Source organism: Metabacillus litoralis, assembly GCF_003667825.1.
Classification (GTDB): domain Bacteria; phylum Bacillota; class Bacilli; order Bacillales; family Bacillaceae; genus Metabacillus; species Metabacillus litoralis_B.
Genome location: NZ_CP033043.1, coordinates 2916929 through 2943385, shown reverse-complemented (window position 1 = coordinate 2943385; position 26457 = coordinate 2916929). Strand labels below are relative to the sequence as shown.

Genomic DNA, 26457 nt, shown 5'->3' with positions numbered 1-26457 from the left:
CTTTTCTCATCAAGCTTTTTTTATTAAAAATATATATTAAAGGAGGTAAGGTATTTTTTATGAATGAGACATTCCCTAACTGGTTAAAGCAACGAGCAAATCTTACACCAAATCGTTTGGCTGTTAAAGTAGAAAATGAAGAATTGACGTTTGACGAGCTTTATAAACGTGTTCAAAAGAGAGTAAAACAATTAATCTCTCTTGGGGTAAAAAAGGATGAGCATATAGGGGTGCTCATGAAAAACAGCATAGATATGATTGAAGTGATTCATGCGCTCTTCTCTGTCGGGGCTATAGCTGTATTATTAAATCATCGCTTAACAAATCAAGAGCTAGCTTTTCAACTATCAGATGCTGAAGCTGTTTCTGTTATTTGTCATGAAGAATTAGCGGAAAAACTAGATGATCATGCAAATTTAATTGTTGTAGACCACCTCAAAGATATAGAAAGTCCTGTTTACATACAAGAAATTGAGGAGTACAAGGCAGATCAAGTGGCAACCATCATGTATACATCTGGAACAACAGGATATCCAAAAGGTGTACTACAAACGTTCGGAAACCATTGGTCAAGTGCAATTGGTTCTGCATTAAATCTGGGACTAGTACAAGAAGATCGTTGGTTGTTAGCTGTTCCGTTATTTCATATTAGCGGATTATCGATTTTGTTTCGAAGTGTTATTTATGGAATCGGCATCATCTTATTTGAGAGATTTGATGCTAAAAAAATGAATCGAGCTATCTTTGAAGATGGGGGAACCATTGTGTCAGTTGTCACAACAATGCTAAATCAAATGGTAGATGACCTTGGCCATAACAAATACCCGGAGAGCTTTCGATGTATGCTTGCAGGAGGAGGACCAGTTCCAAAAGACTTGCTTGAAAAAAGCCTCACAAAACAAATCCCCGTTTTTCAAACGTATGGAATGACCGAAACCTCTTCACAAATTGTTACCTTATCTCCTGAATATAGCATGAAAAAGATAGGATCAGCAGGTAAACCATTATTTTTATGTCAAATGAAAATCATGCAAAATGGAAGAGAATGCTCACCGTTCGAAGAGGGCGAGATTTTCGTTAAAGGACCAACTATTACAAAGGGTTACTGGAAGCGGGAGGAAGCGACAAAAAGCGGATTTACAAATGGTTGGTTTCACACAGGTGATCAAGGTTATATCGATAATGATGGTTTTTTATATGTATTAGATAGAAGATCAGATTTAATTATTTCTGGTGGAGAAAATGTATATCCTGCAGAAATCGAAAATGTCTTACTCTCATACCCAGCTGTCCAGGATGCGGGTGTTGTTGGTATAGAAGATAAGAAATGGGGACAGGTCCCTTATGCTTTTCTTGTTACAACTGAAAAAATGGATCGTGAAGATCTTCTTGCATACTGTCAAGAGCGATTGGCAAAATACAAAGTTCCTCATCATATAACATTTTTAGAAGAGCTTCCAAGAAATGCATCTAATAAGCTTTTGAGAAAAGAACTTAGAAAATATCTAGAAAAAGGAATGTCTAAATGATTAAAGTTGAAAAAGTCACATTGTATCATATAACTCAGAAGTTGAAAGTCCCGTTTACATCAAGCATAGGATATGTTTCGGATCGAGATAGTATTATAGTTGAGGTGATTGATTGTGATGGAGTAAGTGGATGGGGAGAGGTAGTGGCTTTTTCAACGCCTTGGTATACAGAAGAAACGATTTCAACCTGCTTTCATCTTCTTAAAGACATTCTTATCCCATTAGTCATTTCTGAGCCTTTTGAACACCCAGATGAACTGCAGGAGATTTTTAAAAGAATAAAACGAAATCAAATGGCAAAAGCCTCTCTAGAGGGGGCAATATGGGATCTTTATGCTAAGAAGAAAAATATATCCTTATCAACAGCATTAGGAGGCGTAAGAAATGAAATTGAGTGTGGTGTTGTCGTCGGGATATCTTCCCTTTCAAATATGATCGAGCAAATTACTCGATACAATGAGGAAGGATATAAACGATTTAAAATAAAGATTTCACCAGACCAAGATATGAAAATAGTAGAGGAAATACGCAAAAGGTTTCCTGATTTACCTTTAATGGCAGATGCCAATTCTTCCTATACACTGAAAGATGTTGAAAGATTAAAAGAACTAGATCAATTTGGATTAATGATGATTGAACAACCACTCGCAGCAGATGACATTATTGATCATGCCAAGCTTCAAGAGAAACTATCAACTCCTATATGCTTAGATGAAAGTATTACAACTAGTGAAGATGCCAGAAAAGCAATTGAATTGGGAAGTTGCCAAGTTATTAATATTAAACCGGGGCGCGTAGGTGGGTTAACTGAATCAAAGAAAATACATGATCTATGTCTTAAAAATGATATACCCGTCTGGTGTGGTGGAATGCTTGAAACAAGTATTTCAAGGGCACATAATCTTGCATTAGCATCACTAGCAAACTTTACAATTCCGGGAGATATCTCATCATCCTCAAGATATTGGGAGCAGGATATCGTTGATCCGGAAATAAAAAGTGTTGCAGGGAAAATTAGTTTACAAAATGGACTAGGGATAGGGTTTGATGTGAAAAAAGATATGATAAAGGAACTCGCAACATCAATTACAACTGTAAAATAGGTAATGTTGTAAAATATCTATAAAAACATATTTTTGATGGGAATAACAGGTTAAAATTAAATTTTCAACTTAACAAAATTAAATTTTAGAGTCATTTTTTGAGGCAAAATAAAATGATCAAGATTTTTATGAGAGCAAGCAACTGAGTATAATCATGGTGAAAGATTAACAAATTTACTGAAAGTTAGTTTCTCTTTCTGCTCTTTTAAGGATAACTCAAGATTATGAATTCAGTATAACCACTGAGTGCATAGTTAGAGTTATCCTTTTTTTTACGATCAGAAAGTATATAAATTTTATGGGCGATCGTATAAGAAAAACGAAGGCTTTCGCCATTAGGACTGGTGGTAAGCAAGTTTTTCTAATACTGCAAATTGTCGAGAAAAGATGATTGACATAAAAGTCCAGATGTTTTATTGTTGCCTTAAGGAAACTTTTTTAGATCGACTAACAAAAAATGATACGAGTAAAAAAAGTAGCACACATACTAAAATACTACATAAACTACTTTTGACCCAGCAAAAATAGGAAAGTTTCAACCATGAATATAAAAATGAAACGCGAAATGGAGGAGTAAAAGGTGAAAAAATGGTTGGCGAGTGTAGGAACAGCAATTCTAGCAGTATTTTTATTATCGGCATGTGGTAGTGAACAGACAAATGGTGATGTAGCTGAAGGAAACGGAACTTCTAGTGAAACAATTAATGTTACAACAACTACAGGTCAAGTAGCAGATATCGTAAAACATGTGGGTGGAGATAAAGTGGAAGTTACTTCATTAATGGGACCAGGAGTCGACCCTCATCTTTATCAAGCTTCTCAAGGAGATATCCAGAAATTAAATGAAGCAAATATGATTTTTTACAATGGTCTTCATTTAGAGGGTAAAATGGGTGAAATTTTTGAAAAAATGTCAGAGGATAAAGCGACAGTTGCTGTTGGTGATTCAATTCCAGAAGATCTGTTATTGGCAGCAGATGATTCAACTGCACACGATCCTCACGTATGGTTTGATATCAAAGCATGGATTCATGCTGTTGATGCAGTTGAAGAGGAATTAACAAAGCAATCTCCTGATAATGAAGAATTATTTAAGGAAAATGCGGCCAACTATAAAAAAGAATTAGAGGATTTGGATGCTTATGCAAAAGAGCAAATTAAAACCATTCCAGAAGAAAGTCGTGTTCTAGTAACAGCTCATGATGCCTTTGCTTATTTTGGGCATGCATATGGATTAGAAGTAATGGGATTACAAGGATTGAGTACTGATTCTGAATATGGACTAAAAGATGTTCAAGCGTTGGTAGATACATTAGTAGAGAGAAACATTAAAGCTGTGTTTATTGAAAGTAGTATTTCAGAGAAGTCAATTAGTGCAGTAGTAGAAGGTGCAAAAAAACAAGGTCATGAAGTAGTAATCGGTGGTGAGCTTTTTTCTGACGCTATGGGTGAAGAAGGAACAGAAGAAGGCACATACGTTGGTATGTTCAAACACAATGTAGACACAATTGTATCTTCTTTAAAATAGAGTCACGATAGTTATAAGGGTTGATAGCTAAGAATGAAAAAAACAATTTGTTCTTAGCTATTGGTATATATATAAGTGAAACCGCAAAAAGGTTGGTGTTAATGAATGAATCCTGTTACAGTTGAAAATTTAACAATTGCGTATCATCAGAAGCCTGTTTTACAGGAAGTAAGTTTTGAGGTACCTGAAGGAAAATTAATTGGCATTATTGGCCCAAACGGTGCTGGAAAGTCAACCTTAATTAAAGGGATTTTAGGGTTAATTCCAGCAGCTTCTGGTGAAGTAAATATATTTGGTGAACAATACAAGAAGCAAAGAAAGCGTGTGGGCTATGTTCCACAACGTGGATCTGTGGATTGGGATTTCCCAACAAATGCTTTAGATGTTGTTTTAATGGGAAGATATGGTCATGTTGGCTGGTTTAAACGACCAGGTAAGAAAGATAGTGAGTTTGCTAGAGAGTGTCTTAAAAAAGTAGGAATGCTTGAATTTGAAAATCGTCAAATCAGTCAGCTTTCTGGTGGGCAGCAGCAAAGGGTTTTTTTAGCAAGAGCACTTGCTCAAGATGCAGATGTTTACTTTATGGATGAACCATTTGTTGGAGTGGATGCAGCAACTGAAAAAGCCATTATCGCTCTACTAAATGAATTAAAGGCAAAAGGGAAAACGGTTCTAGTTGTTCATCATGATTTACAAACAGTAGAAGAGTATTTTGATTGGGTTCTTCTATTAAATATGAGAAAAGTTGCGTTTGGTCCAACTAAGGATACTTTCTCAATCGATAATCTTCAAAAAACGTATGGTGGAAAACTAACATTTCTACAAGACCAATCGGTTGTTGTTGAAGGGAAATAAAATGAAAGATAGTAGATCATGGCTTTCTTAAAGAAGGATACGGAACGGTTAGTTCCTTTAGAATAAATAGGAGTGAAGCAAATGTTTGAAGAACTATTGTTACAACTTCAAAATCCAAATACCCAATGGGTACTAATTGGCACAATGCTCCTGGGGATTGCTAGTGGAGTTGTCGGGAGCTTTACGTTATTAAGAAAGCAAAGCTTAATAGGTGATGCGATGGCTCATTCGGCTTTACCTGGAGTGTGCATTGCCTATTTACTATATGGTTCAAAATCGCTTCTTTGGTTTTTAATTGGAGCTATAATAGCAGGCTTAATTTCTTCGTTTTTCATTCAAGTGATTATTAATCATTCCAGAATAAAAGAGGATTCGGCACTTGGTATTATCATTTCTGTGTTTTTTGGATTCGGGATTGTTCTATTAACCTATATCCAACATAATGGTGCTGGAAATCAAAGTGGTTTAGATGACTTTATTTTCGGGCAGGCAGCTTCAATGATTGCAGCAGATGTACAATTAATTACAATAATAGCGATCATCTTATTGGCGATTACGGCAGTCTTTTACAAAGAATTCAAATTGCTTACATTTGATCCTCAGTTTGCAAAAGGAATTGGGATACCGGCAAAATTCTTTAATGGGCTCTTACTCTTACTCATTGTTTGTTCAGTTGTCATTGGCTTACAAACAGTTGGTGTTGTGTTGATGGCAGCTATGCTCATTACTCCTGCGATTAGTGCAAGATATTGGACTGAGAAATTAAGCTCAATGATTATTATTTCAGGCTTTATCGGCGGCATTTCTGGAGTATTTGGAACACTATTAAGTACAATTATGGAAGGGATGGCAACAGGTCCACTTATCATTATTGCTGCAACAATCTTATTTATCATTTCGCTCATTTTTGCTCCAAAAAGAGGCTTGCTTGCAAAGGCAATAAAACAGCTACATTTAAGAAAACGAACAGCAGTAGAGCAAATTTTCTTAAGCTTTTATGATGTAGCAGAAGGCGGAAATCTGCGTGAAATTACTGAAGAAGAGGTTTTATTAAAAAGAAAGGTTACACCAAGCCTTTACCAACATGCTAAAAATGTACTGGAAAAGAAGGAGTATATTAAACCATCAAGTAATGGTAAATGGATGTTAACCGAAAAAGGTATTGAGTCAGGATACGAACTAGTTTTACAACAGCGACTATATGAAATGTATTTAATGCATGAGATGGAATTTGCCCATTTAGAGTTGAAAACAAGAGACGATCTTAATTTAAATGCTATTTCAAAAGAAACGAAAGATCAGCTGCTTAAATTGTTGCGTATCCATGATCGTGCACCATTACTGATACCGAAGTCAACGAGTCTGGGAGATAGGAGAGTGATGGTAAATGACTTATGATGCTTGGATTATCATCACAGGGTCATTAGTAGGCATTACATGTGCAATGATTGGGTGTTTTCTCGTTTTAAGAAAAATGGCGATGCTAGCGGATGCGATCTCACATACTGTTTTATTAGGAATAGTCGGTGGATATTTAGTTAGCCGTAGTCTAGATGGTCCATCCCTTTTAATTGGTGCAGTTGTTGTAGGCTTATTAACAGCCTTACTTGTTCAGGTATTGAGTGGTAAGGGTGTCCAAGGGGATGCTGCGATTGGGATTGTGTTTACATCTCTTTTTGCCGTCGGAGTTATTCTTCTTTCTGTTTTTGCAGGAAATATCCATTTAGATGTGGATCACGCCTTAATGGGGGAAATCACATTTATCCCGTGGGATATAGTCGAGTGGAATGGGATGGAATTGGGTCCAAAAGCAGTTTGGCTTCTAGGTTTTGTGTTTATTGTCAATTTATTAATCATTATCTTCTTTTATAAAGAATTTAAGATTAGCTCATTCGATCCTGAAATGGCTGTAGCCATTGGAATTCCCGTCTTATTTATTCATTACTTACAGATGGGTATGCTCTCAATTACTACAGTTGCCTCATTCGATAGTGTTGGTGCCATTTTAGTTGTGGCAATGCTCATTGTCCCTGCCTCTACAGCATATTTACTAACAGATAAATTACTAAATATGCTGTTTATTAGCGCGGGAATCGGTGTTTTCTCTGCGATAAGTGGTTATTACATGGCAACCTTATTAAATGTGTCGATTGCAGGTGCGATGGCAACGTCAACTGGTGTTCTTTTCGCCCTTGCATTTTTATTTTCACCAAAGCATGGGTTACTTGCAAAAAAACGAGCACAAAAAAAGCTATCAAAAGCTACTGCTAAAACTGCAACAACAAATCCCGGCATCTAACAGCCGGGATTCTTTAAGTATTAAGGGTATCATTAGTATGTTATTGTTATTCCATTAATCCATATTCAATTGCACGATCAGCAACTAAGTCATCAACATCTTGTGGAAGGTCATCCAGTGAACCGAACTCATAGTCCCATAAATTTGTAAAAGAATCTACAAACATCGGAAACGAGTCAGCATTTGAATTTTTCACATCTTGACGGAATGACTCAATCAGGCTTTCTTTCATGTTACATCCCCCTTGCTCGTTTTATCACCACTTTATTTTTTCTAAAAGAAGAAAAAATATGTAAGACTTATTTAAGATTCATTTTGTTTTAAATAGCGCTTATCTTTCATAAAGAGTTTCCAAAAGTAAACGAATCCAGGAAAAAGAATGAGAAATCCGACAATATAAGTGATGAATAATGCTCGAAACGTATTTGGATGTGTAAAACCAGATTCAATTGTGACGTCAGGATAAATCATGTATGGAAGATGAGCCCGTCCATATGCATAACTTGCTAATAAATATTGAATGGTTACAGCAACTACTGCTAATCTAGGTCTTCCAATTCGTTGCTTATGCTTTGCTGATGGAAGAAATAAAGCAGCACCAGCAACAACAAACAAAAGAACTGACCCAATTAAAAAGGGGAGGTACTCAAGCATATTCGTATAAAGCCAATTTGCCTCGACTCTTAAGGTTAGCATAATTAAAAACGCTGTAAATAAAGAAATGGGACCAAGAATTAATGCATCACGACGATAAACACGATAAGCTTCGAGTTCATCCGCCACATTTGAATAGTCTGCAAGCAGCAGCGATGATAAAAACAGTGTACTGCTAACAGCAAATCCAATGAAGGCGTAGATGTTTGGACTTGTAAATAAAGCACCGAAGTTAAGCTGATGTACACCATTTACAACATCAACATCAATATAGCCACCATGTGTAATCGGCAACACAAGCATAAGTAACGCTGGAATAATAAATCCTGAAATTCCGGAAACATAGGTTAAACCTTTTTCATAGTCCTTTGCAACATGTGAAAACACTAAAAAACCACTTCGTAAAGCTAATAGTATTAAGATGAAACTCCCAGGAAGGAGTAGGACTGTCCCCAAGATAAATGTTGCTCCTGGGAAGAAGCTAACTAGCGCGATAACAATGGCCACAATGAATACATTTGTTACTTCCCATGTGGGAGAGAGATAACGGTTCGCGATGTTTGTTGCATTTGTTTTTTCTTTATTAAAATAAACCATGGACCAGAAGCCTGCTCCAAAATCCATTGTAGCCATAACAGCATAAATAAACACGAACCCCCATAATACTGTGATTGCGAGTAATGAATCTGCAGTCATTTTGATTCACACCTTTTCTAAGGATTAATAACTAAGATTATTTTGGTTAGGTACTCCTCCATCAAGCTCATCCTCAACAGGGTGGCGCTTGAAGTAATATCTTAATACAGCTAAAACCGCAATACCTAAGACAACATAAATTAGAGAGAAAAGAACAAACAACATCCCAATTTGGGTTGACTTTGTTACGACATCTTCGGTAGCTAAAATACGATAAATCACCCATGGTTGTCTCCCAGTACAGGCAAAAATCCATCCAAATTCAATGGAAAGAAGGGACAGTGGTCCTGCTAAAACGAAGGCATACATAAATAGCTTAGGAAAATGTGGTTTTTTCAAAAATTTGTTCCAAACAAACCCAGCAAGGGATAAAAAGATTAAAAAGCTCCCAATAAGAACCATGCCGTTAAAAAGTGTGTGCACAAATAACGGTGGCCAGTATTCTTCAGGAAAGTCATTTAAACCAACAACCACAGTTTCAAAGCTATTTCCTGCTAAAAAACTTAATGCCCACGGTATTTCAATCCCATACTTTATTTCTTTTGTTTCTCGATCTGTAAATCCTCCAATAGCTAGGGGAGCGTAGTCCTGTGTTTCAAAAAGGCCTTCTGCTGCAGCAAGCTTTTCAGGCTGGTATTCATGTAACATTTGAGCCGACTCATGGCCGTTGATTGCCGTTAGAAAAGAGAAGATTCCACCAATAACCAAACTTAACATAAGTGCTTTTCGATGAAATTTGTATACACGTTCATTTTTCCTGCTTTTTAACATTTTGAACGCTGCTATTGTACTAATCATAAAAGCACCGGTCATATAAGCTGAAACAGCTACATGTGCAGCTGAAATGAAGAAGCTAGGGTTAAAAAACGCAGCCCATGGATCCACATCAACAATTTCCCCATTCTCAATCCTGAAACCAGCGGGAGTTCCTTCAAATGCATGAACATTCGTAATGAGAACGGCAGAAGCACTTGCCCCTATGAGAACGAGGGTAACACTGATGATCCTCATTCTAGGAGAAATTCGATCAGCCGCATAAACATAAATGCTCATAAACAAGGCTTCAATAAAGAAAGCATAAATTTCAATTTGGAAAGGTAATGACATTACTCTCCCTATTACCTCCATAAATCCCGGCCATAATAATGCGAGCTGAACCCCGGCAATTGTTCCTGTTGGAATGGCAACCCCAAGCAAAACAGCCTGTCCTTTTGTCCATCGCTTTGCCATGATGGCATAATCCTGATCCTTTGTTTTTTGAAAAAGAAGTTCCGCACATAATATCATTAAAGGCAACCCAACACCCAAAGTGGCAAAAATGATGTGAAAGCCCATTGTGGTTCCGAACAGTGAACGCGCTAATACTAAATCATCCATTGCGATCCGCCTTTCTTTTCCTACCTTGTCGTAATCACCCATAGTGTCCACTATTTTCTAGAGAATATTCTAGTGGGTTTTTCAATGTTTTGGAGTGAGTGTAAAGTTTCGTTCCGTTCATAAGAGGGTGAACGACAAAAGTGAATGAGATAGAGCGGATGGTGTCGTTCATAAGGGGTATGAACGACAAAAGTGATTGAGATAGAGCTGGTGGTGTCGTTCATAAGGGGTATGAACGACAAAAGTGATTGAGATAGAGGGGGTGGTGTCGTTCATAAGGGGTATGAACGACAAAAGTGAATGAGATAGAGGGGGTGGTGTCGTTCATAAGGGGTATGAACGACAAAAGTGAATGAGATAGAGGGGGTGGTGTCGTTCATAAGGGGTATGAACGACAAAAGTGCTTGAGAAAGAGTGTGTAGTGTCGTTCATAGGTGGTATGAACGACAAAAGTGATTGAGATAGAGCAGGTGGTGTCGTTCATAAGGGGTATGAACGACAAAAGTGATTGAGATAGAGCTGGTGGTGTCGTTCATAAGGGGTATGAACGACAAAAGTGCTTGAGAAAGAGTGTGTAATGTCGTTCATAGGTGGTATGAACGACAAAAGTGCTTGAGATAGAGCAGGTGGTGTCGTTCATAAGGGGTATGAACGACAAAAGTGCTTGAGAAAGAGTGTGTAATGTCGTTCATAGGTGGTATGAACGACAAAAGTGCTTGAGAAAGAGTTGGTGGTGTCATTCATAGGTGGTATGAACGACAAAAGTGCTTGAGATAGAGGGGGTGGTGTCGTTCATAAGGGGTATGAACGACAAAGTGACTTGAGAAGGAGTGTGTAGTGTCGTTCATAGGTGGTATGAACGACAAAAGTGCTTGAGAAAGAGTGTGTAGTGTCGTTCATAGGTGGTATGAACGACAAAAGTGCTTGAGAAAAAGTTTCCAGTGTCGTTCAAAGTTCCGCTCATTAAATCAAGTAGGGGGTATTAAAGAAAAAGAAATATCGTTCTTTAAGGCAATGAAGGACAAACACTTAGCAAAGCAAAAAACACTAAGTGTTGTCCTTCATATAGATAATTACAAATTTTAAACAAAAGAATTAAGAGAATTTCAAGGCACCTAATTGCATTTTATTCAACATAATATGCCCATTGATGAGCTCCTTTAATTTTAAAGTTTTTCTCTAGAATTCTTTGTATTCTCCTTTTGCATGTTACAATTTCACACCAATCGTGAATGGCATTTGTTGTTATTTTTTGTTCTGGAAAAAGAAGTTGAAACTCCTTCACATTACGTATTACTGCAGTTTCGACTATTTCTTTTTGTCCACATTTTTTACATATACAATGTTTACCCAAAACAGACATTGATAAAGAAAAACACTCCCCACAAATAACCCCTTTACGAAGCTCATTATATTCAAAGCTAGGTAATTCTCTATAAGGAGAGTCCATGACATGTAATGAAAGTAACTTGTCAGCAAGCCTCTTATGATCATCAGTTAACTTCGACGATACAGTATTTAGTTCTTTCAAGTGCCTATAAATTTGAGTGGGAAAAATAAATGGTTTGTTCAGGGGTGATTGATATAGAGTGAATTCTGGGTTGATGAAAACGACTGAAGCAAAAATCGAAGTAGGGTATCCAAGATGTTTGAGTAATTGTCTAAATAATGATTCGGCTCTATTTAATTGAATGAGAGGATTGATTATTTCTTTTTGGTTTTTCTTATATAGTCGATCAGAGTCGTAATAATAGTCTCCTTCATAATTTTTCACCTCATAAAGGTAAAGAGAGTCTTGTGTGATCAGTAAAGTGTCAATTTGGAACAACGTGTTATTTTGTTTTAAGAGCAAATCATTTAGGATAAGGCATTCACAGGTAAGCTTTTCTATTAATCTATCGAATTTTACCTCGCCCTCATACCCTTTCTTAAGGTTAGCATAATACTGCTTGTCCTTTTCATCCAATCTCATTCGGGTATCTAGGTTTTTCAGAATAAGTAATTCACTAGGTATTGCACGCTGCTTGTAAATCATATTTCACATCCTTTTTATTTTTTGAAGATCAAGTTGATTATATGATAGATGCATCTTTCTGTCTAAATAAAAAAAGTGAGCGAAATATTCGCTCACTTACTAGATAGTGCTGTTTTTAATGTTTCTAAATTTCTTTCCATAATACTAAAATAATCCTCATTATTTTTTACATCTTCTTCTGTAATAGACTCTAGGTTGCTAAGGGTTAATGCTTCTGCTCCAATTTCAGCTTGAACGATATCTGTTACATTGTTTGTAACATTTGTTTCAAAAATGATGTAGTTGATCTCATGTTCCTTAGCTGTTTCAATAATTGTTTGTAATTCTTTTTGTGAAGGTTCCTCGGTTGGAGAAAGCCCTAGTACACTGATTTGTTCAATTCCATAACGGTTTTCCCAATAACCGTAAGCAGCATGAGATACTAGGATCTCTTTCTTTTCTGCATTACTTATAACTTCTTTAAAAGATTGATCAAGGTCTTCAAGCTGCGTTTTTAAAGCTTGAAAGTTATCCTCAAATGTTTGCTTTCCTTCTGGATTAAGTTCTATTAATGCATCTTTGATGTTTTCTGCTAGAGTAATAGAATGAATAGGGTCAATCCAAACGTGAGGGTCCTGATCACCGTGATCGTGTGCGTGTTCAGTTTCATCATGAGCGGCTTCGTCCTCAGCATGTTCAGTTTCATCATGAGCGGCTTCGTCCTCAGCATGTTCAGTTTCATCATGAGCGGCTTCGTCCTCGGCATGTGCACTTTCATCATGAGCAGCTTCGTCCTCAGCATGTGCACTTTCATCATGAGCGGCTTCGTCCTCAGCGTTTTCAGTTTCATCATGAGCGGCTTCGTCCTCAGCATGTGCACTATCATCATGGGTGGCTTCTTCTTCGTGTCCTTCGATATATTCGATTCCTTCACCAGCATTGATAAAGGCAACATCTTCAGATTTTAATGATTTTTGAACTTTTTCTGTAAAACTTTCAAATCCTACACCTGTATAAATGAATCCGTCTGCTTCAGCGATTTCAACCATCGCCTTAGTAGTAGGCTCGTATGTGTGGGCGTCAACCCCAGGAGGAAGAATGTTTTCAACTTCAACTAGGTCTCCACCTATCTTTTTTGCGAAATCTTCTAGTGGATAAATAGTAGTATAGATTTTTAATGTATCTTCAGTATTTGTTTCATTCGCCGATTGTCCTTCTTCGTTACTTGCATTACAGCCGATTAATAAGCTTGATAGTAACAGGAATGAGCTCATGAGTAATGTGTGCTTTTTCATGTATATCCTCTCCTTTCAATAAATCAGTATGATTACGATTAAGACTTCATTATTATATCTTAATGATTACGGTTTGAGAACTAATTTTTAGTAAAAAACAAATAGTAACTGTTACGATTTAATGTCCTTAACCATATTAACTCATCGTTAGAGAAAATTCAAGAGTTATGATATGATAAAAAAACAGAAAACTAGAATAGTGGAGGAATAAAATATGGGATTAGTAGATGAGATTTTAGCACATAATGAAAAATTTGTAGCAGATAAAGAATTTGAAAAATTTGAAACAACAAAGTTTCCTGAGAAAAAGCTTGTCATCTTATCTTGTATGGACACTAGACTAGTTGAGCTTTTGCCACAAGCGATGAACATTCGAAATGGTGACGTAAAGATTGTGAAAAGTGCTGGTGCTATTGTTGCTCATCCTTTTGGAAGTATCATGAGAAGTATTTTAGTCGCTGTTTATGAATTAAAAGCAGATGAAATCTGTGTAGTAGGTCACCATGATTGTGGAATGAGTAAATTAAATTCAGAATCCTTCTTATCAAAAGCAATGGAACGCGGAGTTTCCTCTGAAAAAATTGAAACGGTTAAATATTCTGGAATAGATTTAGATCAATGGTTAAAAGGCTTTGAGAAAGTTGAAGATAGTGTTCGTGATAGTGTAGAAACAATTAAAAATCACCCATTATTAGTTGAGAATATTCCAGTGCATGGTCTTGTTATAGATCCTGCAACAGGTAAGCTTGATGTTATTGTAAATGGATACGAAAATTAAAACAAAAAAAGCTATGAAAATTTTATAGCTTTTTTTCATTTTTACCCTGTTTTTCTGGTACAAGATCAATACCACCGGGATGAAACGGATGACATTTTACAATACGCTTTAACGTTAAATAACTTCCTTTTAGTACACCAAACCTTTGAAACGCTTCGAGTCCATAATGTGAACATGTTGGATAAAAGCGACAGGTAGGTGGTGTAAGGGGCGAAATAAACTTTTGATAAAAACGGATAGCCGAAATGAAAATTTGTATCATAACTTGTTGACCTCACTTTTAAGAATGAAGTTTTCCTCCACTAGAATAGTTGATCATTCGCCATTTTTCATTCATGTGTTACAATATAAACGAGCATAGTATGCTAGTCCATTTTAACATTATAGGAGTGAAAAAGATGCCTTCAGTAGAAAGCTTTGAATTAGATCATAATGCAGTAAGGGCACCATATGTTCGTCATTGTGGCGTTCATAAAGTTGGTAGTGACGGTGAAGTGAATAAATTTGATATTCGCTTTTGTCAGCCAAATAAACAGGCGATGAAGCCTGATACCATTCACACGTTAGAGCATTTATTGGCTTTTAATATTCGTGAGCATTCAGAAAAATATGATCACTTTGATATTATTGATGTTTCACCAATGGGATGTCAAACAGGCTATTATTTAGTTGTAAGTGGAAAGCCAGAAGTAAGTGAAATTATTGATCTTTTAGAAGATACTATGAAAACTGCTGTTGAGATTACGGAAATTCCAGCAGCTAATGAAAAACAATGTGGCCAAGCAAAGCTTCATGACTTAGAAGGAGCGAAGCGTTTAATGCGTTTTTGGCTTGATCAAGATAAAGAAGAATTAGCCAAAGTATTTGGTTAAGAAGAAAACGGTGTTCCGATTGGGACACCGTTTTACATTAGTCTTCTTTTCTATAACTTAAACTAGCAATCGCATCATGTAAATGAATAGATTCTTCGTTACGACATTCTACTGTAAATGCCTGTACATAATCTAATTCATATAAGTCAGCAGCAACAAGCCGAACCATATCTTCAACAAAACGAGGGTTTTCATAGGCAGTTTCTGTTACAACCTTTTCATCTGTACGTTTAAGAACAGGGTGTATCATTGCACTTGCGTTTGATTCAGCTGCTTCTAAAAGTGCTGCTTTCCAATCAGTTTTTTCATCATATCCCTCAGTAAATTCTACATTCATCGTCACGAATCCACGTTGGTTGTGTGCACTATATTCACTAATTTCCTTAGAGCACGGACAAAGTGTTGTGATTGCACTAGTTAAAGAAGCTGAGCTTGTAAACCCAACACCATCTTCGTACGTAACGGAAATTGAGGCTTCAGCATGATTTAATCCGACTAATTCTGAGCTTGGTCCTTTGCGTTCATAGAACCAAGGGAATGTTACCTCTATACTAGCATCTTTTTGCTTTAGACGTTCTGCTAATTCTTTCGTAAAATCATAGAGATTTGAAAGAGTAAGAACAAACCCTCCATTTTGACGGTATTGCTCCAGTTGTTCAGTAAAACGGCTCATGTTTGTTCCTTTTGAATCATATGAAATTTTACTTGTCATTTTAAAAGTGGCAATTGTCGTTTGTTCCTTTGGCAGTAAGTCAGAATGAATAATGATAGGATGCTTAACATTACTAATTCCTACAGCGTCTATAGTAAAAAGAAAATCTTTTTTTGTATTTTGTAAATCAGGCATTTGCTCTTTTTCTGTGGGTTTTAGCTTCACTCCTGGTTCAACAGAGCCGAATAAACGGTGTCGTTCCTTTTTTGGTGGTAAATTTATCTTTCTTGTCATTTTAATCCCCTCTCACTTACTCGATATTGAGAGTATACTGTAAGTCAACAGCAAACTTCAACGAATAAATCTCTGGAATGTGTTGGGATGTGTCGAATTTCAGGAAAAAAACTAGAATGAAAAAAGAATGTAAAGAAAAGTTCATAATTAAAAAGACATAATCTCGCAAGAAAACTAGTATGATATAGAACAAAGATTAATAGGATAGGAGTTCAAAAATGAATAAAATCGTCATACCACTATTCCGTGAATTTATTGCTCTTGGGTTAATAGGTTTGTTTTTTTACTTATTCCTATTTGTTGATTTTCAGGATCTATCATTTAACATTCCTTCAGAATTATTAACAGTCAACACGATGTTTTTAAGTATTCTATTAGAAGCGATACCTTTTATTTTGTTAGGAGTTTTTGTTTCAGCGCTTATTCAAACATATGTATCAGAAGATTTAATTAAAAGAGCATTGCCTAGAAATGCGATTCTTGCTCTTTTTCCAGCTGCATTGCTAGGAGCCATTTTCCCTATTTGCGAATGTGCAATTGTTCCGATTGTAAGAAGGTTGATGAAAAAGGGAATGCCATTACATATTGGGGTAGTCTTTCTGGTTGGGGCACCAATCTTAAATCCAGTCGTATTTGCTTCAACCTATTATGCCTTTTCTTCAGAGCTTCATATTGCTTATGCAAGAATGGGATTAGCGTTTGTTTTGTCAATTGTCATCGGGTTTATCATTTATCTTTTGTTTAAGAATAGCAATCAATTAAAGTGGACGAAAGAGGATGTAGTAGTTGAAGGGAATACTAATCAAGAAGAAAAAGTAGGAAAGTTAAAATCTACGTTATTTCATGCAAGTGATGAATTTTTTGAAATGGGTAAATTCTTAATAATGGGGGCGTTAATCGCCAGTCTTTTTCAAACATTTCTTGATCGTACTCTGTTGACTGAGCTCGGAACGAACGAGTTCCTCTCTCCTGCATTAATGATGGGGTTTGGTTATATTCTTTCACTATGCTCTGAAGCAGATGCCTTTGTTGCGGCTTCTTTTGGTGGTACATTTACTGCTGGCTCATTGCTTGCTTTTTTAGTATATGGTCCAATGCTTGATTTAAAAAATACAATTATGCTTTTTGCTTTCTTTAAAGCAAGATTTGTTGCAGCGTTTATTCTAGTCGTTACTATTGTTGTTTATATCGCTATTATTTTCTATCAGTTTCTATTTTTATAAGTAAAGGAGGTTTAGAGATTATATGGAAAAACAAAATGCGCAGTATCGTTTTCAAATATATATCCGAGGAATTATTTTAATTGGCTTTACATTATTAATGCTTAAGTTAGTGATAACAGGAAATATGGTTCATTTTATTGCGCCAAAAATGATGCCTTTTATGTATTTTGCGATTATTGTTTTTGCTCTGTTAGGTGCGATCCAAATCTGGAGAAGTGGTTCTAAAAAGCAAGCTGAGCTTTATTGTGATTGTGGGACAGACCATGCTGTTTCATCATCCCCAATAAAAACACTACTTGTTTATTCTTTATTTGTTTTTCCTATTATAACTGGATTTTTATTTCCGGATGTTGTATTGGATAGCTCTGTTGCTGCCAAGAGAGGATTTAAGACAAATTTGGGAGAACAAGATACCTCAAAGGCTGAGGCTTACTTAAGTGATCCTGAAGCTTATCTGAATGAATTAGATGAGAGTGTAGGAAATAAAGTTGCGCAGTCTTCCAACATTCCGGATGTACCACTTGAACACCCTGAAGGATTTGAGGTTCAGGAAAAACCAGTGGACTTTTATGCACAACTTGAGCAGAAAATGCTTGAAATGGAAACCATTCAATTTACTGAAGAAAATTTTATAGCAATGACCTCGATACTTGACGAAAACCCTGAAAAGTTCGTTGGAAAAAAGGTAGAGATGCTAGGGTTTGTTTTTAGAGAACATGATTTTGAAGAGAATCAATTTGTCATTGCAAGGTTTGGTTTATCATGTTGTGTGGCAGATGCATCAGTGTTCGGCACATTAGCAACATATCCAGAAGCAGAGCAATTTGGTGATGATCAGTGGGTGAAACTAACTGGTACAATCACAACAGTAAAATATCAAGATTGGACATTACCTTCAATTGAGGTTTCCGAAATTGAGCGTGTTGAACAACCGGAATCACCTTATGTTTATGAAAGTTACTAAAAAGCTAAGCCCCACGCAATTTATTGATTTTGCGTGGGTTTTTCTTGTTCTTTCTCTTGTGTTTCTTGGTTGTGAACTGGCTTTTTAATTGGATCAACAGTATGTTTATATTGGTAGGCCTTTCTTGTCGTTAAGAGGCTAAGCAAAAGTACAATAATGACAATGATGATGCAGATAATAAAAACAGTTTTCAATACATTTTCCTCCCAAAAATCTTCCTCTACTTGTTCTATTACTAGTTATCATATCATGAAAGATCCAACATGTTTATACCATGTTTTTAGTATTTTCAAGCGTTTAAAGTAGAAAAACTGGGGTAAAGTACTAGTAGATAATAAAGGAGGAATTAAGATGTCAGAGAAACTAGTAACTACAGTAAATAAACAAATTGCCAACTGGACGGTGCTTTATGTAAAACTACATAATTATCATTGGTTTGTTAAAGGGAAAAACTTCTTCACACTACATGAAAAATTTGAAGAGTTCTATACCGAAGCAGCTGTCCATATTGATGAACTAGCTGAACGCTTATTAGCTCTTGAAGGAGCACCAGTTGCTACGATGAGAGAATGCTTAGAGCTTGCTTCAATTAAGGAAGCTGATGGAAGTGAAACAGCAGAACAAATGGTTCAAAATATTTATGAGGATTTTAGTGTATTAGTAGATGAGCTAAAAGAAGGAATGGATTTAGCTGGTGAAGTAGGAGATGAAACAACTGGTGATATGCTATTGGCTATTCATCAAAGCTTAGAAAAGCATAATTGGATGTTAAAGTCTTTCTTAGGGAAATAAGCGGAAAGCAGGCGATCTGATCATCGCCTGCTTTTTTTCTATTCAAGCTCTCTGTCAGCAAGCTCTTTAGAAAGCTTCTCTGAAAAATATGGAATCATAAGAGAGTGCAGATCTTCCTCTGATAGAGTGTTGACCCAAGAAAGCATGTCCTGCTTACTTGTTTTTTCTAGAATTGATTTAACATAGGCATAAACATCCTCTTCATCTGCGCGGAATTTACTAAGCTCCGGGTTTGTAAAAAGTTCAAGGTTCACGATATTTTCCTCCAGTTTATAATTGTAGCTTCCCCGTATTTTTTGTTATGAAGAGGAGAACTATTCTAATTAATATCTCGCTGAATATTACAAAGAATATGAACAAAACATAACATAAGGATAGTTGAAGGAGTTGTCGAGATGGAGAACAATAAGAAAACGTATTATATTACGGTGGGAAGTGGGCAAATTTCACAGCTAAGTACAGCTTCTGCATGGGATTTTAAAATTGAGGCAACCGATGAAGAAATCGTTCAGCTTAGAGAGTATTTTGATCAGGTATACTCAGCTGATTTTCAAGGTTTCCTTCGCTCACATACACCATATGTTCAATACCATTATGATCGTGAAAATGATGCAATTGATGATACGAATATGAAAATATATCGTATGATTTATGAGCTAGGTGATGAAGAGGCAAAAGAGCATATTCGGACAAATCAGCTCATGTCAAAAATTAATGAACAAGAATAAACCCTTATACAGAGTTTTGACATTGTGATAAGATTTGTTTATTAGGAAAAAAATAGAGGGATTAAAATGTACCGATTTATAGATTATTATCACAATGAAGTTGTTTTATCTTTTGAAGATCATCCTTTTTCAAAAGATCCCAAGCATGTTTGGGTTGTTTGTCGTCATCAAGACCAATGGTTGCTAACAAAGCATTCTGACCGTGGATTTGAATTTCCAGGAGGAAAGGTTGAGGACAATGAAACGGCCCTTGAAGCAGCTATTAGGGAAGTGAAAGAGGAGACAGGTGGAATTGTTAAAGAAATAGAATATATTGGTCAGTATAAAGTTAAAGGAAAAGAAAAGATTATCGTAAAAAATATCTATTTTGCAATGGTTAATCAATTAGTTAAGCAAGATGGCTATTTTGAAACATATGGACCTGTTCTACTAAAGGAGCTTCCTGAGGGGATTCAAAAGGATAAAAAGTTTAGTTTTATTATGAAAGATGATGTATTACAAAGAAGTATTGAGGAAATATCAAAAAGATTAAAATAGAGGCGGCAAACGATGAACCCTCAAGGAGCAATGAGGGAACATCGTAGTCAGCCTCTTTTGTCGTTTTTAATCAATCGTTTCTCCAGCAACTCAACGCCCTGGTACATAATAGTAGCAAAAAAGGCAATAATGATTAGGCTCAATAAGACAAGAGTGAAATTAAATACTTGGAATCCATAAATGATCATATACCCCAGCCCTTTTGCTGAAACAAGAAACTCCCCTACAATAACACCTACCCATGATAACCCTACATTTACTTTTAAAGTAGAAACAATTGTAGGAAATGAAGCTGGTAAAACAGCTTCTTTAAAAGTTTGGAATTTGCTCGCCTTAAACGTTTGTAGCACCTTTATATAATTTGTATCTACTTCTTTAAAAGACGTGTACACAACGATTGTTGTAATGATAACCGAAATAATTGTCCCCATTGCAATGATGGAGAAAAACCCTGGACCTAGACCAACAATTAAAATTGGACCAAGAGCAACTTTAGGCATAGCATTCATTATGACAAGGTAAGGATCGAGTATTTTTGATAATCTGGGTGACCACCATAAAATAGCTGCAAGTAGGGCACCTAGAGCTGTCCCTAATATAAAGCCAAGGACTGTTTCAAAAAGAGTTACACCAAGGTGAGAAAGTAGGGTTCCGTCATTTATTTTCGTAAGGAATAGCTTCCATATCTTTGAAGGTGAGCTGAAAAGTAGTGGATCAATCCATTCTCTTTTGCCCGCTATTTCCCAAAGACCAAAAAAACAAACGAAAATTAATAGTTGATAAAATCTGATCCACTTTTTTTCTCGTTCAAGACCTCGTTTATAATTTCTATGAAGGAGTTCAATGCTTTCATTCTGTTTCATGCTGATCCAGCTCCTTCCATATTTGCTGAAATAATTCTGAGAACTTTGGATGCTGTCTTGCATAAAATGGAGGAAGCTCGCGAATTTCTTTAGGTATTAAATAGGTTCTATTTATTCTCCCTGGTTTAGCTGAGAAAACAAATATTCTGTCACTCATTGCAATAGCCTCACCTATATCATGTGTGACAAGGATTGCTGTTTTATTAAAATCCTTTAACGTTTGAACAACAAGGTCTTCAAGTTTCAATTTTGTTTGGTAATCAAGAGCAGAAAATGGCTCATCAAGCAATAAAATCTGGGGGTTTGTCGCTAATGTACGCACAAGAGCCGCCCGTTGTCTCATTCCACCTGAAAGTTGGCTGGGAAACTGTTTTTCTACTGAATCAAGTCCCATTTTCCTTAATAAATCTAATGTTTTTTCAGTTGTTTCAGGTGTTTTTTGATTGGTTATTTTCAATCCTAATGTGACATTTTCTTCTATGGTTTTCCAAGGAAATAAATAATCCTGTTGAAGCATATAGCCAATTAATTCATCAGGTTTTGTAATAGGTTTATTTGCAATACTTACTGTACCTTCAATTGGTTTAATAAGGCCGGCAATAATCGATAACAATGTTGTTTTGCCACAGCCGCTAGGACCAAGGAAGGAGACAAACTCCCCTTCCTCTATTGAAAGCTGAATATCTTCTAGAGCAACTGTTGCTGAGTCTTTTGTTAAATAAATGTGGTGAACATGATCGACGAGTAAAAATGACATAATAGCTCCTCCTTACTTGCTTGACACTTCTTCTGCAAAAGAGGTATTAACAAGTGTTTCGTGATCGACTCGCATTGGCAGTTCCCCGGCTTCATCCATAATGTTTTGGAGATTTTCCCACTCTTCAACATCCAAGATTGGGTCGGTTGCAAATGAGCCTTGTTCTTTGTATCGTTCTACAACTGTTTCAATCAACTCAAGTTCTGTATCTTCGAACTGAGGAGCGATGGATTCTGCAATTTCTTTTACGCTTTTTTCTTGAACCCATTGCTGTGCTTTATAAATAGCGGTAGTAAATTTCTTAGCAGCTTCCGCGTTTTCATCTAAAAAGCTTTGCTTGCTCATAAAAGTTGTATAAGGAACCTTGCCGGATTCCGTACCAAATGAAGCGACGATATGGCCTGTGCCTTCTTTTTCAAAAATACTGGCTGTTGGTTCGAAAAGCTGAACAAAATCTCCAGTACCAGAAGCAAAAGCACTTGGAATATTTGCAAAATCAACATTCTGAATGAGTTCAAGATCTGTTTGGGGATCGATTCCATGCTGCTTTAACACGAATTCCCCGACCATTTGTGGCATTCCGCCTTTCCTTTGCCCTAGGAAGGTACTGTCTTTTAGCTGTTCCCATTCAAAATCATCAATTTTTTCTCTACTAACAAGGAAGGTTCCATCTGTTTGAGTAAGTTGAGCAAAATTAATGATCGGATCATTTGAGCCTTGCGCATGCACATAGATAGATGTTTCTGAGCCAACTAAGGCAATATCTGCGCCATCTGAGAGGAGAGTGGTCATTGTCTTATCTCCACCCCATGTTGTTGTTAACTTCACGTTAAGTCCTTCTTCCTCAAAGAAACCTTCCGCCATTGCAACATATAAAGGAGCGTAGAAAATTGAGTGTGTTACTTCGGCAAGATTAATCGTTTCAACCTTTTCCTGACTGCATGCTGAAAGGGGTAAAACAATTAATAACGCAACACATAAATACAACAGCCATTTTTTCATGTCATTAACCTCCTTGATGCATAGCACCGTTTTTTAAACAAGCAAGTAGAATAAGGTTTGGATGGATAGTAGAAATAACTAAGGTTTCGCCTTAAGAATTGGCGATAAACTGAGTTTTCTAATAAGATGATGTAGAAACTTGTATTCTCTTGTAATGTATGAAATGTGATTTCTAAAGAATATAGGATAATTTATGATCTTTTTAAAAATGTGTGAATGCCTAGATATGTAATTTGGGGAAAGGTAAAGGAATAGAACAAAAGAAGAAAGAGTGATTGTTAGATGAATGGAGAAATCATTAGCAAAATAAAGTACCCCTCACCAAATCCAAACATTCATTTATGGATTGTGACATATCGTTCCGAACAGTTAAAAATAAAGGGCTTACTAGCTGAGCCCGTACGTGAAGGAAAATACGAGGGATTATTGTATTTACGTGGCGGGATTAAAAGTGTGGGAATGGTGAGGATCGGTAGGGTGATTCAATTTGCCTCTGAAGGATTTGTTGTTATGGCTCCTTTTTATCGTGGAAATCAGGGGGGAGAAGGAAATGAGGATTTTGCTGGAGAAGATCGCTATGATGCTATTTCTGCAATGGAAATTCTAAAACATCATCCAAAAGTCCAGCCTGATAGGGTGCATGTGTTCGGATTTTCAAGAGGAGGGGTCATGGCCTTATTAGCAGGCATTATCGCTGAAGATATCCGCTCTGTTGTAACGTGGGGTGGTGTAACGGATATGGTCTTAACATATGTTGAGCGAGAAGATTTACGTAGGATGATGAAAAGAGTGATTGGAGGTACACCAACTAAATTTCCAAAAAGATATGCCTGGAGAACACCATTATATGAATTGGACAGGCTTCACGCACCAATTTTAATTATACATGGTGTAAAAGACAAGAATGTATCAGTTGAACATTCATACAGGCTAGAAAAACGGTTAAAGGAGCTAAATAAACCAGTCGAAAGTTGGTACTTTGATCAATTTACACACTATTTTCCTCCGAAAATAAATCGTGATACATTACAAAGACTTTGTTTATGGATGAAAAAACAATAAGAGGTTAACTAAGTTTTATAGGTGTTATAAAAAAGCTCTGGTGGTATGATGAGTATAAGTCCAAGTAGAAAGAGGAGGGGTTCTATATGGGAATGCCAATGGAATTTAACACAATGATTGTGACAAAGGGAAAAGAAGTCCGTATTGATGAAAATACATTTGAGTTATCAAAGGATGGATATCGAGTTTATCCGATAGATATACCGATTGAGGTAAGAAAAACAATGAGTGGTGAAGTAACTGGACAAGCTGTTGTTCAGAAATTAGAATTAACGAACATTAAAACAATTGTCACGTATCAACTTATCAACTTAAATTCAACCAACTAATACATAAAGCCAGGTAATTGAGGTTATCTCATTACCTGGCTTTTATTCGACTTTAGGAACATGTGTATCATCAGCTTTTCTTACAAAAGCAATGAAAGTTCTTACGATAAGAAAGGTTATTGTTATTGATGCAAAGCTTGATAAACTGTTCCAGCCTCTTTTGAATTTGACCAATTTTGTATTAGCTTCAAGCCAATGTTCGGCTAATGCCATTGGAATGCTGAAATAAAACACTTTTAAAAGAATCTTAGGAATGCTAGAGGTTTTCGTTAATTGATTGTAATACACACAAGATAGAGGAAACAGTAAATAATCATAGATAAAGCTTATATCAAAAGATTTAAATAGTTTTACTGGGTATTTTATATATCCACGATGAATTAGAAGATTGTCCATTATGGAAGAAATATACCCTTTAAAAAGGAAGATAATTAACCAATCCTTCATAGGTGGCTTTTTAATAATTTTAAAAACTGAAATAAGCCCAAATAATAATAGAAATTTGAGTGTGTTTTTTTCAAACTGGTGTTTTCTCAACTATCATCCCTCCTAATAAAGAAAGTTTGTCCTAACTTTCGTTAAAATATTGAAACAATATGGAGAAGAGGTATAAAAACTAAAGAAAGCCCATCATATGATGAGCTTTAAAACATACTAGTTATAACGAATTGGACCGCCCAATTTCTCGATATCGTTAGATAAACTATTGAATTTCTTGAAGTTATCTTTAAATTCTGTAGCTAATTCGATTGCTTTGACAAGGTATTCATCTTGAGAGCTCCATGTTTTGTGTGGCTGCAATACATCGTCAGGAACCCCTGGTACATGAATTGGAATATTTAAACCAAATACTTCATCCTTTACGGTTTCAATGTGATCAAGGTCACCTTCAACTGCAGCCTGAACCATAGCTCTTGTATACTTGAGATTCATCCGTTTACCAACACCGTATGCTCCTCCGGTCCAACCAGTGTTTACTAAGAATACTTGAACTTCATGTTCATCAATTTTTTGACCAAGCATATTAGCGTAACGTGTTGCTTTCAGTGGTAGGAATGGAGAGCCAAAGCAAGTAGAGAACGTAGTTTCAGGAGCTGTTACGCCACGCTCTGTTCCTGCTAATTTGCTTGTGTATCCACTCAGGAAGTGATACATTGCTTGTTCTTTTGTTAACTTACTAATTGGCGGTAATACTCCAAAAGCATCTGCAGTTAAAAAGACAATCGTTTGTGGATGACCAGCAATACTTGGGATAATTGCTTTGTCAATAGCAGTTAGTGAGTAGGCAGCTCGAGTATTTTCTGTGAAAAAGGAACTGCTGTAATCAGCTTCTCTTGTGTCATCATCAACAACGACATTTTCAAGAACTGATCCATAACGGATAGCATTAAAAATTTGTGGTTCTTTTTCTTTCGTTAAGTTGATACACTTTGCATAGCAACCACCTTCAATATTAAAAATGCCAGAAGTAGACCATCCATGTTCATCATCACCAATTAAACGACGGTTAGGGTCAGCAGATAACGTTGTTTTCCCTGTGCCAGAAAGTCCAAAAAACAGAGCAACATCACCTTCAAAGCCAACATTTGCTGAGCAATGCATAGGGAGGATGTTATTTTCAGGTAATAATAAATTCATAACTGAGAATACAGATTTCTTCATTTCGCCAGCATATTCAGTGCCACCGATTAAAATCGTTCTTTTCTCAAAGGAAATGATAATGAATGTTTCTGATTTTGTACCATCAACTTCTGGATCAGCTTTAAAATGAGGAGCTGATAAAATAGTAAAAGGTAGTTCCTTTGACTCGTTTTCTTGTTCTTGGTCTTTAATAAACAGTTGACTTGCAAAAAGATTATGCCAGGCAAACTCATTTATAATTTTTAGTGGTAACTGAAAGCGAGGGTCAGCACCTGCAAATCCATCAAATATAAAGATTTCATCTCGTTTCTTAAGGTGTGAAATCATTTTACTGTATAAGCGATCAAATGCCTCTTCTGAAATAGGCTGATTCACTGGACCCCAATTTATTTTACTTTTTACTGAACTTTCGTCTACAATAAACTTATCCTCTGGTGATCTCCCGGTATAAGCTCCGGTTGTTGCTCGAATTGCACCTGTTGATGTTAATAATCCTTCTTTACGTTCAAGTACTTTCTCAACAAGCTGTGCAACTGATAAATTATGTTTTGCATTCTCCCCATTAACAAGCTGATTAAGCTCATTTGTTATATCTGTAATATTCATCCCCATT

The 26457-nt window shown here is 36.2% G+C and carries 29 protein-coding genes; 15 read left to right on the top strand and 14 right to left on the bottom strand.

The features are described from left to right. Nucleotides 1-59 precede the first annotated feature (59 nt). The 6 genes from D9842_RS14640 (at nt 60) to D9842_RS14615 (ending at nt 7314) form a co-directional block, all read left to right on the top strand. On the top strand, nt 60-1529 hold the full coding sequence (locus D9842_RS14640) for an o-succinylbenzoate--CoA ligase (protein WP_121663155.1): 1470 nt from the start codon (nt 60-62) through the stop codon (nt 1527-1529). Continuing rightward, nucleotides 1526-2632, top strand: coding sequence for an o-succinylbenzoate synthase (menC, locus tag D9842_RS14635; RefSeq protein WP_121663154.1), 1107 nt, complete (start codon nt 1526-1528; stop codon nt 2630-2632). The genes D9842_RS14640 and menC overlap by 4 nt, the downstream gene beginning before the upstream one ends. Before the next feature lie 580 nt (nt 2633-3212). Continuing rightward, entirely contained in the window at nt 3213-4160 is a 948-nt protein-coding gene (locus tag D9842_RS14630; RefSeq protein WP_162987442.1) for a metal ABC transporter solute-binding protein, Zn/Mn family, read from the top strand. Nucleotides 4161-4265: 105 nt separating this feature from the next. Next, the gene (locus tag D9842_RS14625; RefSeq protein WP_121663153.1) at nt 4266-5015 is read left to right on the top strand and encodes a metal ABC transporter ATP-binding protein; all 750 of its coding nucleotides are present in this window, start codon (nt 4266-4268) and stop codon (nt 5013-5015) included. Between the two features lie 81 nt (nt 5016-5096). Continuing rightward, entirely contained in the window at nt 5097-6413 is a 1317-nt protein-coding gene (locus tag D9842_RS14620) for a metal ABC transporter permease (protein ID WP_121663152.1), read from the top strand. Continuing rightward, nucleotides 6403-7314, top strand: coding sequence for a metal ABC transporter permease (locus D9842_RS14615; RefSeq protein WP_121663151.1), 912 nt, complete (start codon nt 6403-6405; stop codon nt 7312-7314). The genes D9842_RS14620 and D9842_RS14615 overlap by 11 nt, the downstream gene beginning before the upstream one ends. 46 nt (nt 7315-7360) lie before the next feature. On the opposite strand, the gene D9842_RS14610 is transcribed toward D9842_RS14615, so the two are convergent. From D9842_RS14610 to D9842_RS14590, 5 genes are all read right to left on the bottom strand, one after another. After that, nucleotides 7361-7546 (bottom strand): hypothetical protein, encoded by a 186-nt coding sequence (locus tag D9842_RS14610; protein WP_121663150.1) that lies wholly within the window; start codon nt 7544-7546, stop codon nt 7361-7363. Nucleotides 7547-7617: 71 nt separating this feature from the next. After that, nucleotides 7618-8664, bottom strand: coding sequence for a cytochrome d ubiquinol oxidase subunit II (locus tag D9842_RS14605; protein ID WP_121663149.1), 1047 nt, complete (start codon nt 8662-8664; stop codon nt 7618-7620). Between the two features lie 24 nt (nt 8665-8688). Then, entirely contained in the window at nt 8689-10041 is a 1353-nt protein-coding gene (locus tag D9842_RS14600; protein ID WP_121665074.1) for a cytochrome ubiquinol oxidase subunit I, read from the bottom strand. 1126 nt (nt 10042-11167) lie between these two features. Next, on the bottom strand, nt 11168-12076 hold the full coding sequence (locus D9842_RS14595) for a nuclease-related domain-containing protein (protein WP_121663148.1): 909 nt from the start codon (nt 12074-12076) through the stop codon (nt 11168-11170). Between the two features lie 92 nt (nt 12077-12168). Then, the gene (locus tag D9842_RS14590; RefSeq protein WP_121663147.1) at nt 12169-13350 is read right to left on the bottom strand and encodes a metal ABC transporter solute-binding protein, Zn/Mn family; all 1182 of its coding nucleotides are present in this window, start codon (nt 13348-13350) and stop codon (nt 12169-12171) included. A 214-nt stretch (nt 13351-13564) separates the two neighbouring features. On the opposite strand from D9842_RS14590, the gene D9842_RS14585 reads away from it, so the two are divergent. Beyond that, nucleotides 13565-14128 carry a beta-class carbonic anhydrase gene (locus D9842_RS14585; RefSeq protein WP_121663146.1) on the top strand — a complete coding sequence of 188 codons (564 nt, stop codon included), beginning with the start codon at nt 13565-13567 and terminating at the stop codon, nt 14126-14128. Nucleotides 14129-14150: 22 nt separating this feature from the next. On the opposite strand, the gene yidD is transcribed toward D9842_RS14585, so the two are convergent. After that, nucleotides 14151-14390: a membrane protein insertion efficiency factor YidD gene (gene yidD / locus D9842_RS14580; RefSeq protein ID WP_121663145.1), complete on the bottom strand. Its 240-nt coding sequence runs from the start codon at nt 14388-14390 to the stop codon at nt 14151-14153. A gap of 136 nt (nt 14391-14526) precedes the next feature. Between yidD and D9842_RS14575 the strand changes: the two genes are divergently transcribed. Beyond that, a complete protein-coding gene (locus D9842_RS14575; RefSeq protein WP_121663144.1) occupies nt 14527-15000 on the top strand; it encodes an S-ribosylhomocysteine lyase in 474 nt (157 codons plus the stop codon). A 37-nt stretch (nt 15001-15037) separates the two neighbouring features. On the opposite strand, the gene folE2 is transcribed toward D9842_RS14575, so the two are convergent. Beyond that, complete coding sequence (folE2, locus tag D9842_RS14570; protein WP_121663143.1) at nt 15038-15946, bottom strand: GTP cyclohydrolase FolE2; 909 nt, start codon at nt 15944-15946, stop codon at nt 15038-15040. A 218-nt stretch (nt 15947-16164) separates the two neighbouring features. On the opposite strand from folE2, the gene D9842_RS14565 reads away from it, so the two are divergent. Continuing rightward, entirely contained in the window at nt 16165-17169 is a 1005-nt protein-coding gene (locus D9842_RS14565; protein ID WP_121663142.1) for a permease, read from the top strand. A gap of 22 nt (nt 17170-17191) precedes the next feature. Continuing rightward, on the top strand, nt 17192-18133 hold the full coding sequence (locus D9842_RS14560; protein WP_121663141.1) for a TIGR03943 family putative permease subunit: 942 nt from the start codon (nt 17192-17194) through the stop codon (nt 18131-18133). Between the two features lie 20 nt (nt 18134-18153). On the opposite strand, the gene ytzI is transcribed toward D9842_RS14560, so the two are convergent. Beyond that, the gene (ytzI, locus tag D9842_RS14555; RefSeq protein ID WP_121663140.1) at nt 18154-18327 is read right to left on the bottom strand and encodes a YtzI protein; all 174 of its coding nucleotides are present in this window, start codon (nt 18325-18327) and stop codon (nt 18154-18156) included. A 157-nt stretch (nt 18328-18484) separates the two neighbouring features. On the opposite strand from ytzI, the gene D9842_RS14550 reads away from it, so the two are divergent. After that, nucleotides 18485-18925 (top strand): Dps family protein, encoded by a 441-nt coding sequence (locus tag D9842_RS14550; RefSeq protein ID WP_121663139.1) that lies wholly within the window; start codon nt 18485-18487, stop codon nt 18923-18925. A gap of 38 nt (nt 18926-18963) precedes the next feature. Here D9842_RS14550 and D9842_RS14545 read toward each other — a convergent pair whose 3' ends face one another. Continuing rightward, complete coding sequence (locus tag D9842_RS14545; RefSeq protein WP_121663138.1) at nt 18964-19179, bottom strand: DUF6154 family protein; 216 nt, start codon at nt 19177-19179, stop codon at nt 18964-18966. 141 nt (nt 19180-19320) lie between these two features. Here D9842_RS14545 and D9842_RS14540 point away from each other — a divergent pair, with 141 nt between their 5' ends. Then, a complete protein-coding gene (locus D9842_RS14540; RefSeq protein WP_121663137.1) occupies nt 19321-19653 on the top strand; it encodes a hydrolase in 333 nt (110 codons plus the stop codon). A gap of 66 nt (nt 19654-19719) precedes the next feature. Next, nucleotides 19720-20190, top strand: a complete 471-nt coding sequence (gene ytkD, locus D9842_RS14535; RefSeq protein WP_121663136.1) for an RNA deprotection pyrophosphohydrolase — start codon at nt 19720-19722, stop codon at nt 20188-20190. A 47-nt stretch (nt 20191-20237) separates the two neighbouring features. On the opposite strand, the gene D9842_RS14530 is transcribed toward ytkD, so the two are convergent. From D9842_RS14530 to D9842_RS14520, 3 genes are read right to left on the bottom strand one after another with little or no spacing between them, the layout of a single operon-like run. Further along, nucleotides 20238-21053, bottom strand: coding sequence for an ABC transporter permease (locus D9842_RS14530; RefSeq protein ID WP_121663135.1), 816 nt, complete (start codon nt 21051-21053; stop codon nt 20238-20240). Further along, nucleotides 21040-21810 carry an ABC transporter ATP-binding protein gene (locus tag D9842_RS14525; RefSeq protein WP_121663134.1) on the bottom strand — a complete coding sequence of 257 codons (771 nt, stop codon included), beginning with the start codon at nt 21808-21810 and terminating at the stop codon, nt 21040-21042. The genes D9842_RS14530 and D9842_RS14525 overlap by 14 nt, the downstream gene beginning before the upstream one ends. 12 nt (nt 21811-21822) lie before the next feature. After that, on the bottom strand, nt 21823-22812 hold the full coding sequence (locus D9842_RS14520; protein ID WP_121663133.1) for an ABC transporter substrate-binding protein: 990 nt from the start codon (nt 22810-22812) through the stop codon (nt 21823-21825). A 282-nt stretch (nt 22813-23094) separates the two neighbouring features. Here D9842_RS14520 and D9842_RS14515 point away from each other — a divergent pair, with 282 nt between their 5' ends. Both D9842_RS14515 and D9842_RS14510 read left to right on the top strand, forming a co-directional pair. Next, a complete protein-coding gene (locus D9842_RS14515) occupies nt 23095-23874 on the top strand; it encodes an alpha/beta hydrolase family protein (RefSeq protein WP_121663132.1) in 780 nt (259 codons plus the stop codon). A gap of 86 nt (nt 23875-23960) precedes the next feature. Beyond that, nucleotides 23961-24203, top strand: a complete 243-nt coding sequence (locus D9842_RS14510; protein ID WP_098794920.1) for a DUF2584 domain-containing protein — start codon at nt 23961-23963, stop codon at nt 24201-24203. 42 nt (nt 24204-24245) lie between these two features. On the opposite strand, the gene D9842_RS14505 is transcribed toward D9842_RS14510, so the two are convergent. Then, a complete protein-coding gene (locus D9842_RS14505; RefSeq protein WP_121663131.1) occupies nt 24246-24740 on the bottom strand; it encodes a CBO0543 family protein in 495 nt (164 codons plus the stop codon). A gap of 117 nt (nt 24741-24857) precedes the next feature. Beyond that, entirely contained in the window at nt 24858-26450 is a 1593-nt protein-coding gene (gene pckA / locus D9842_RS14500) for a phosphoenolpyruvate carboxykinase (ATP) (protein WP_121665073.1), read from the bottom strand. Nucleotides 26451-26457: the final 7 nt, after the last annotated feature.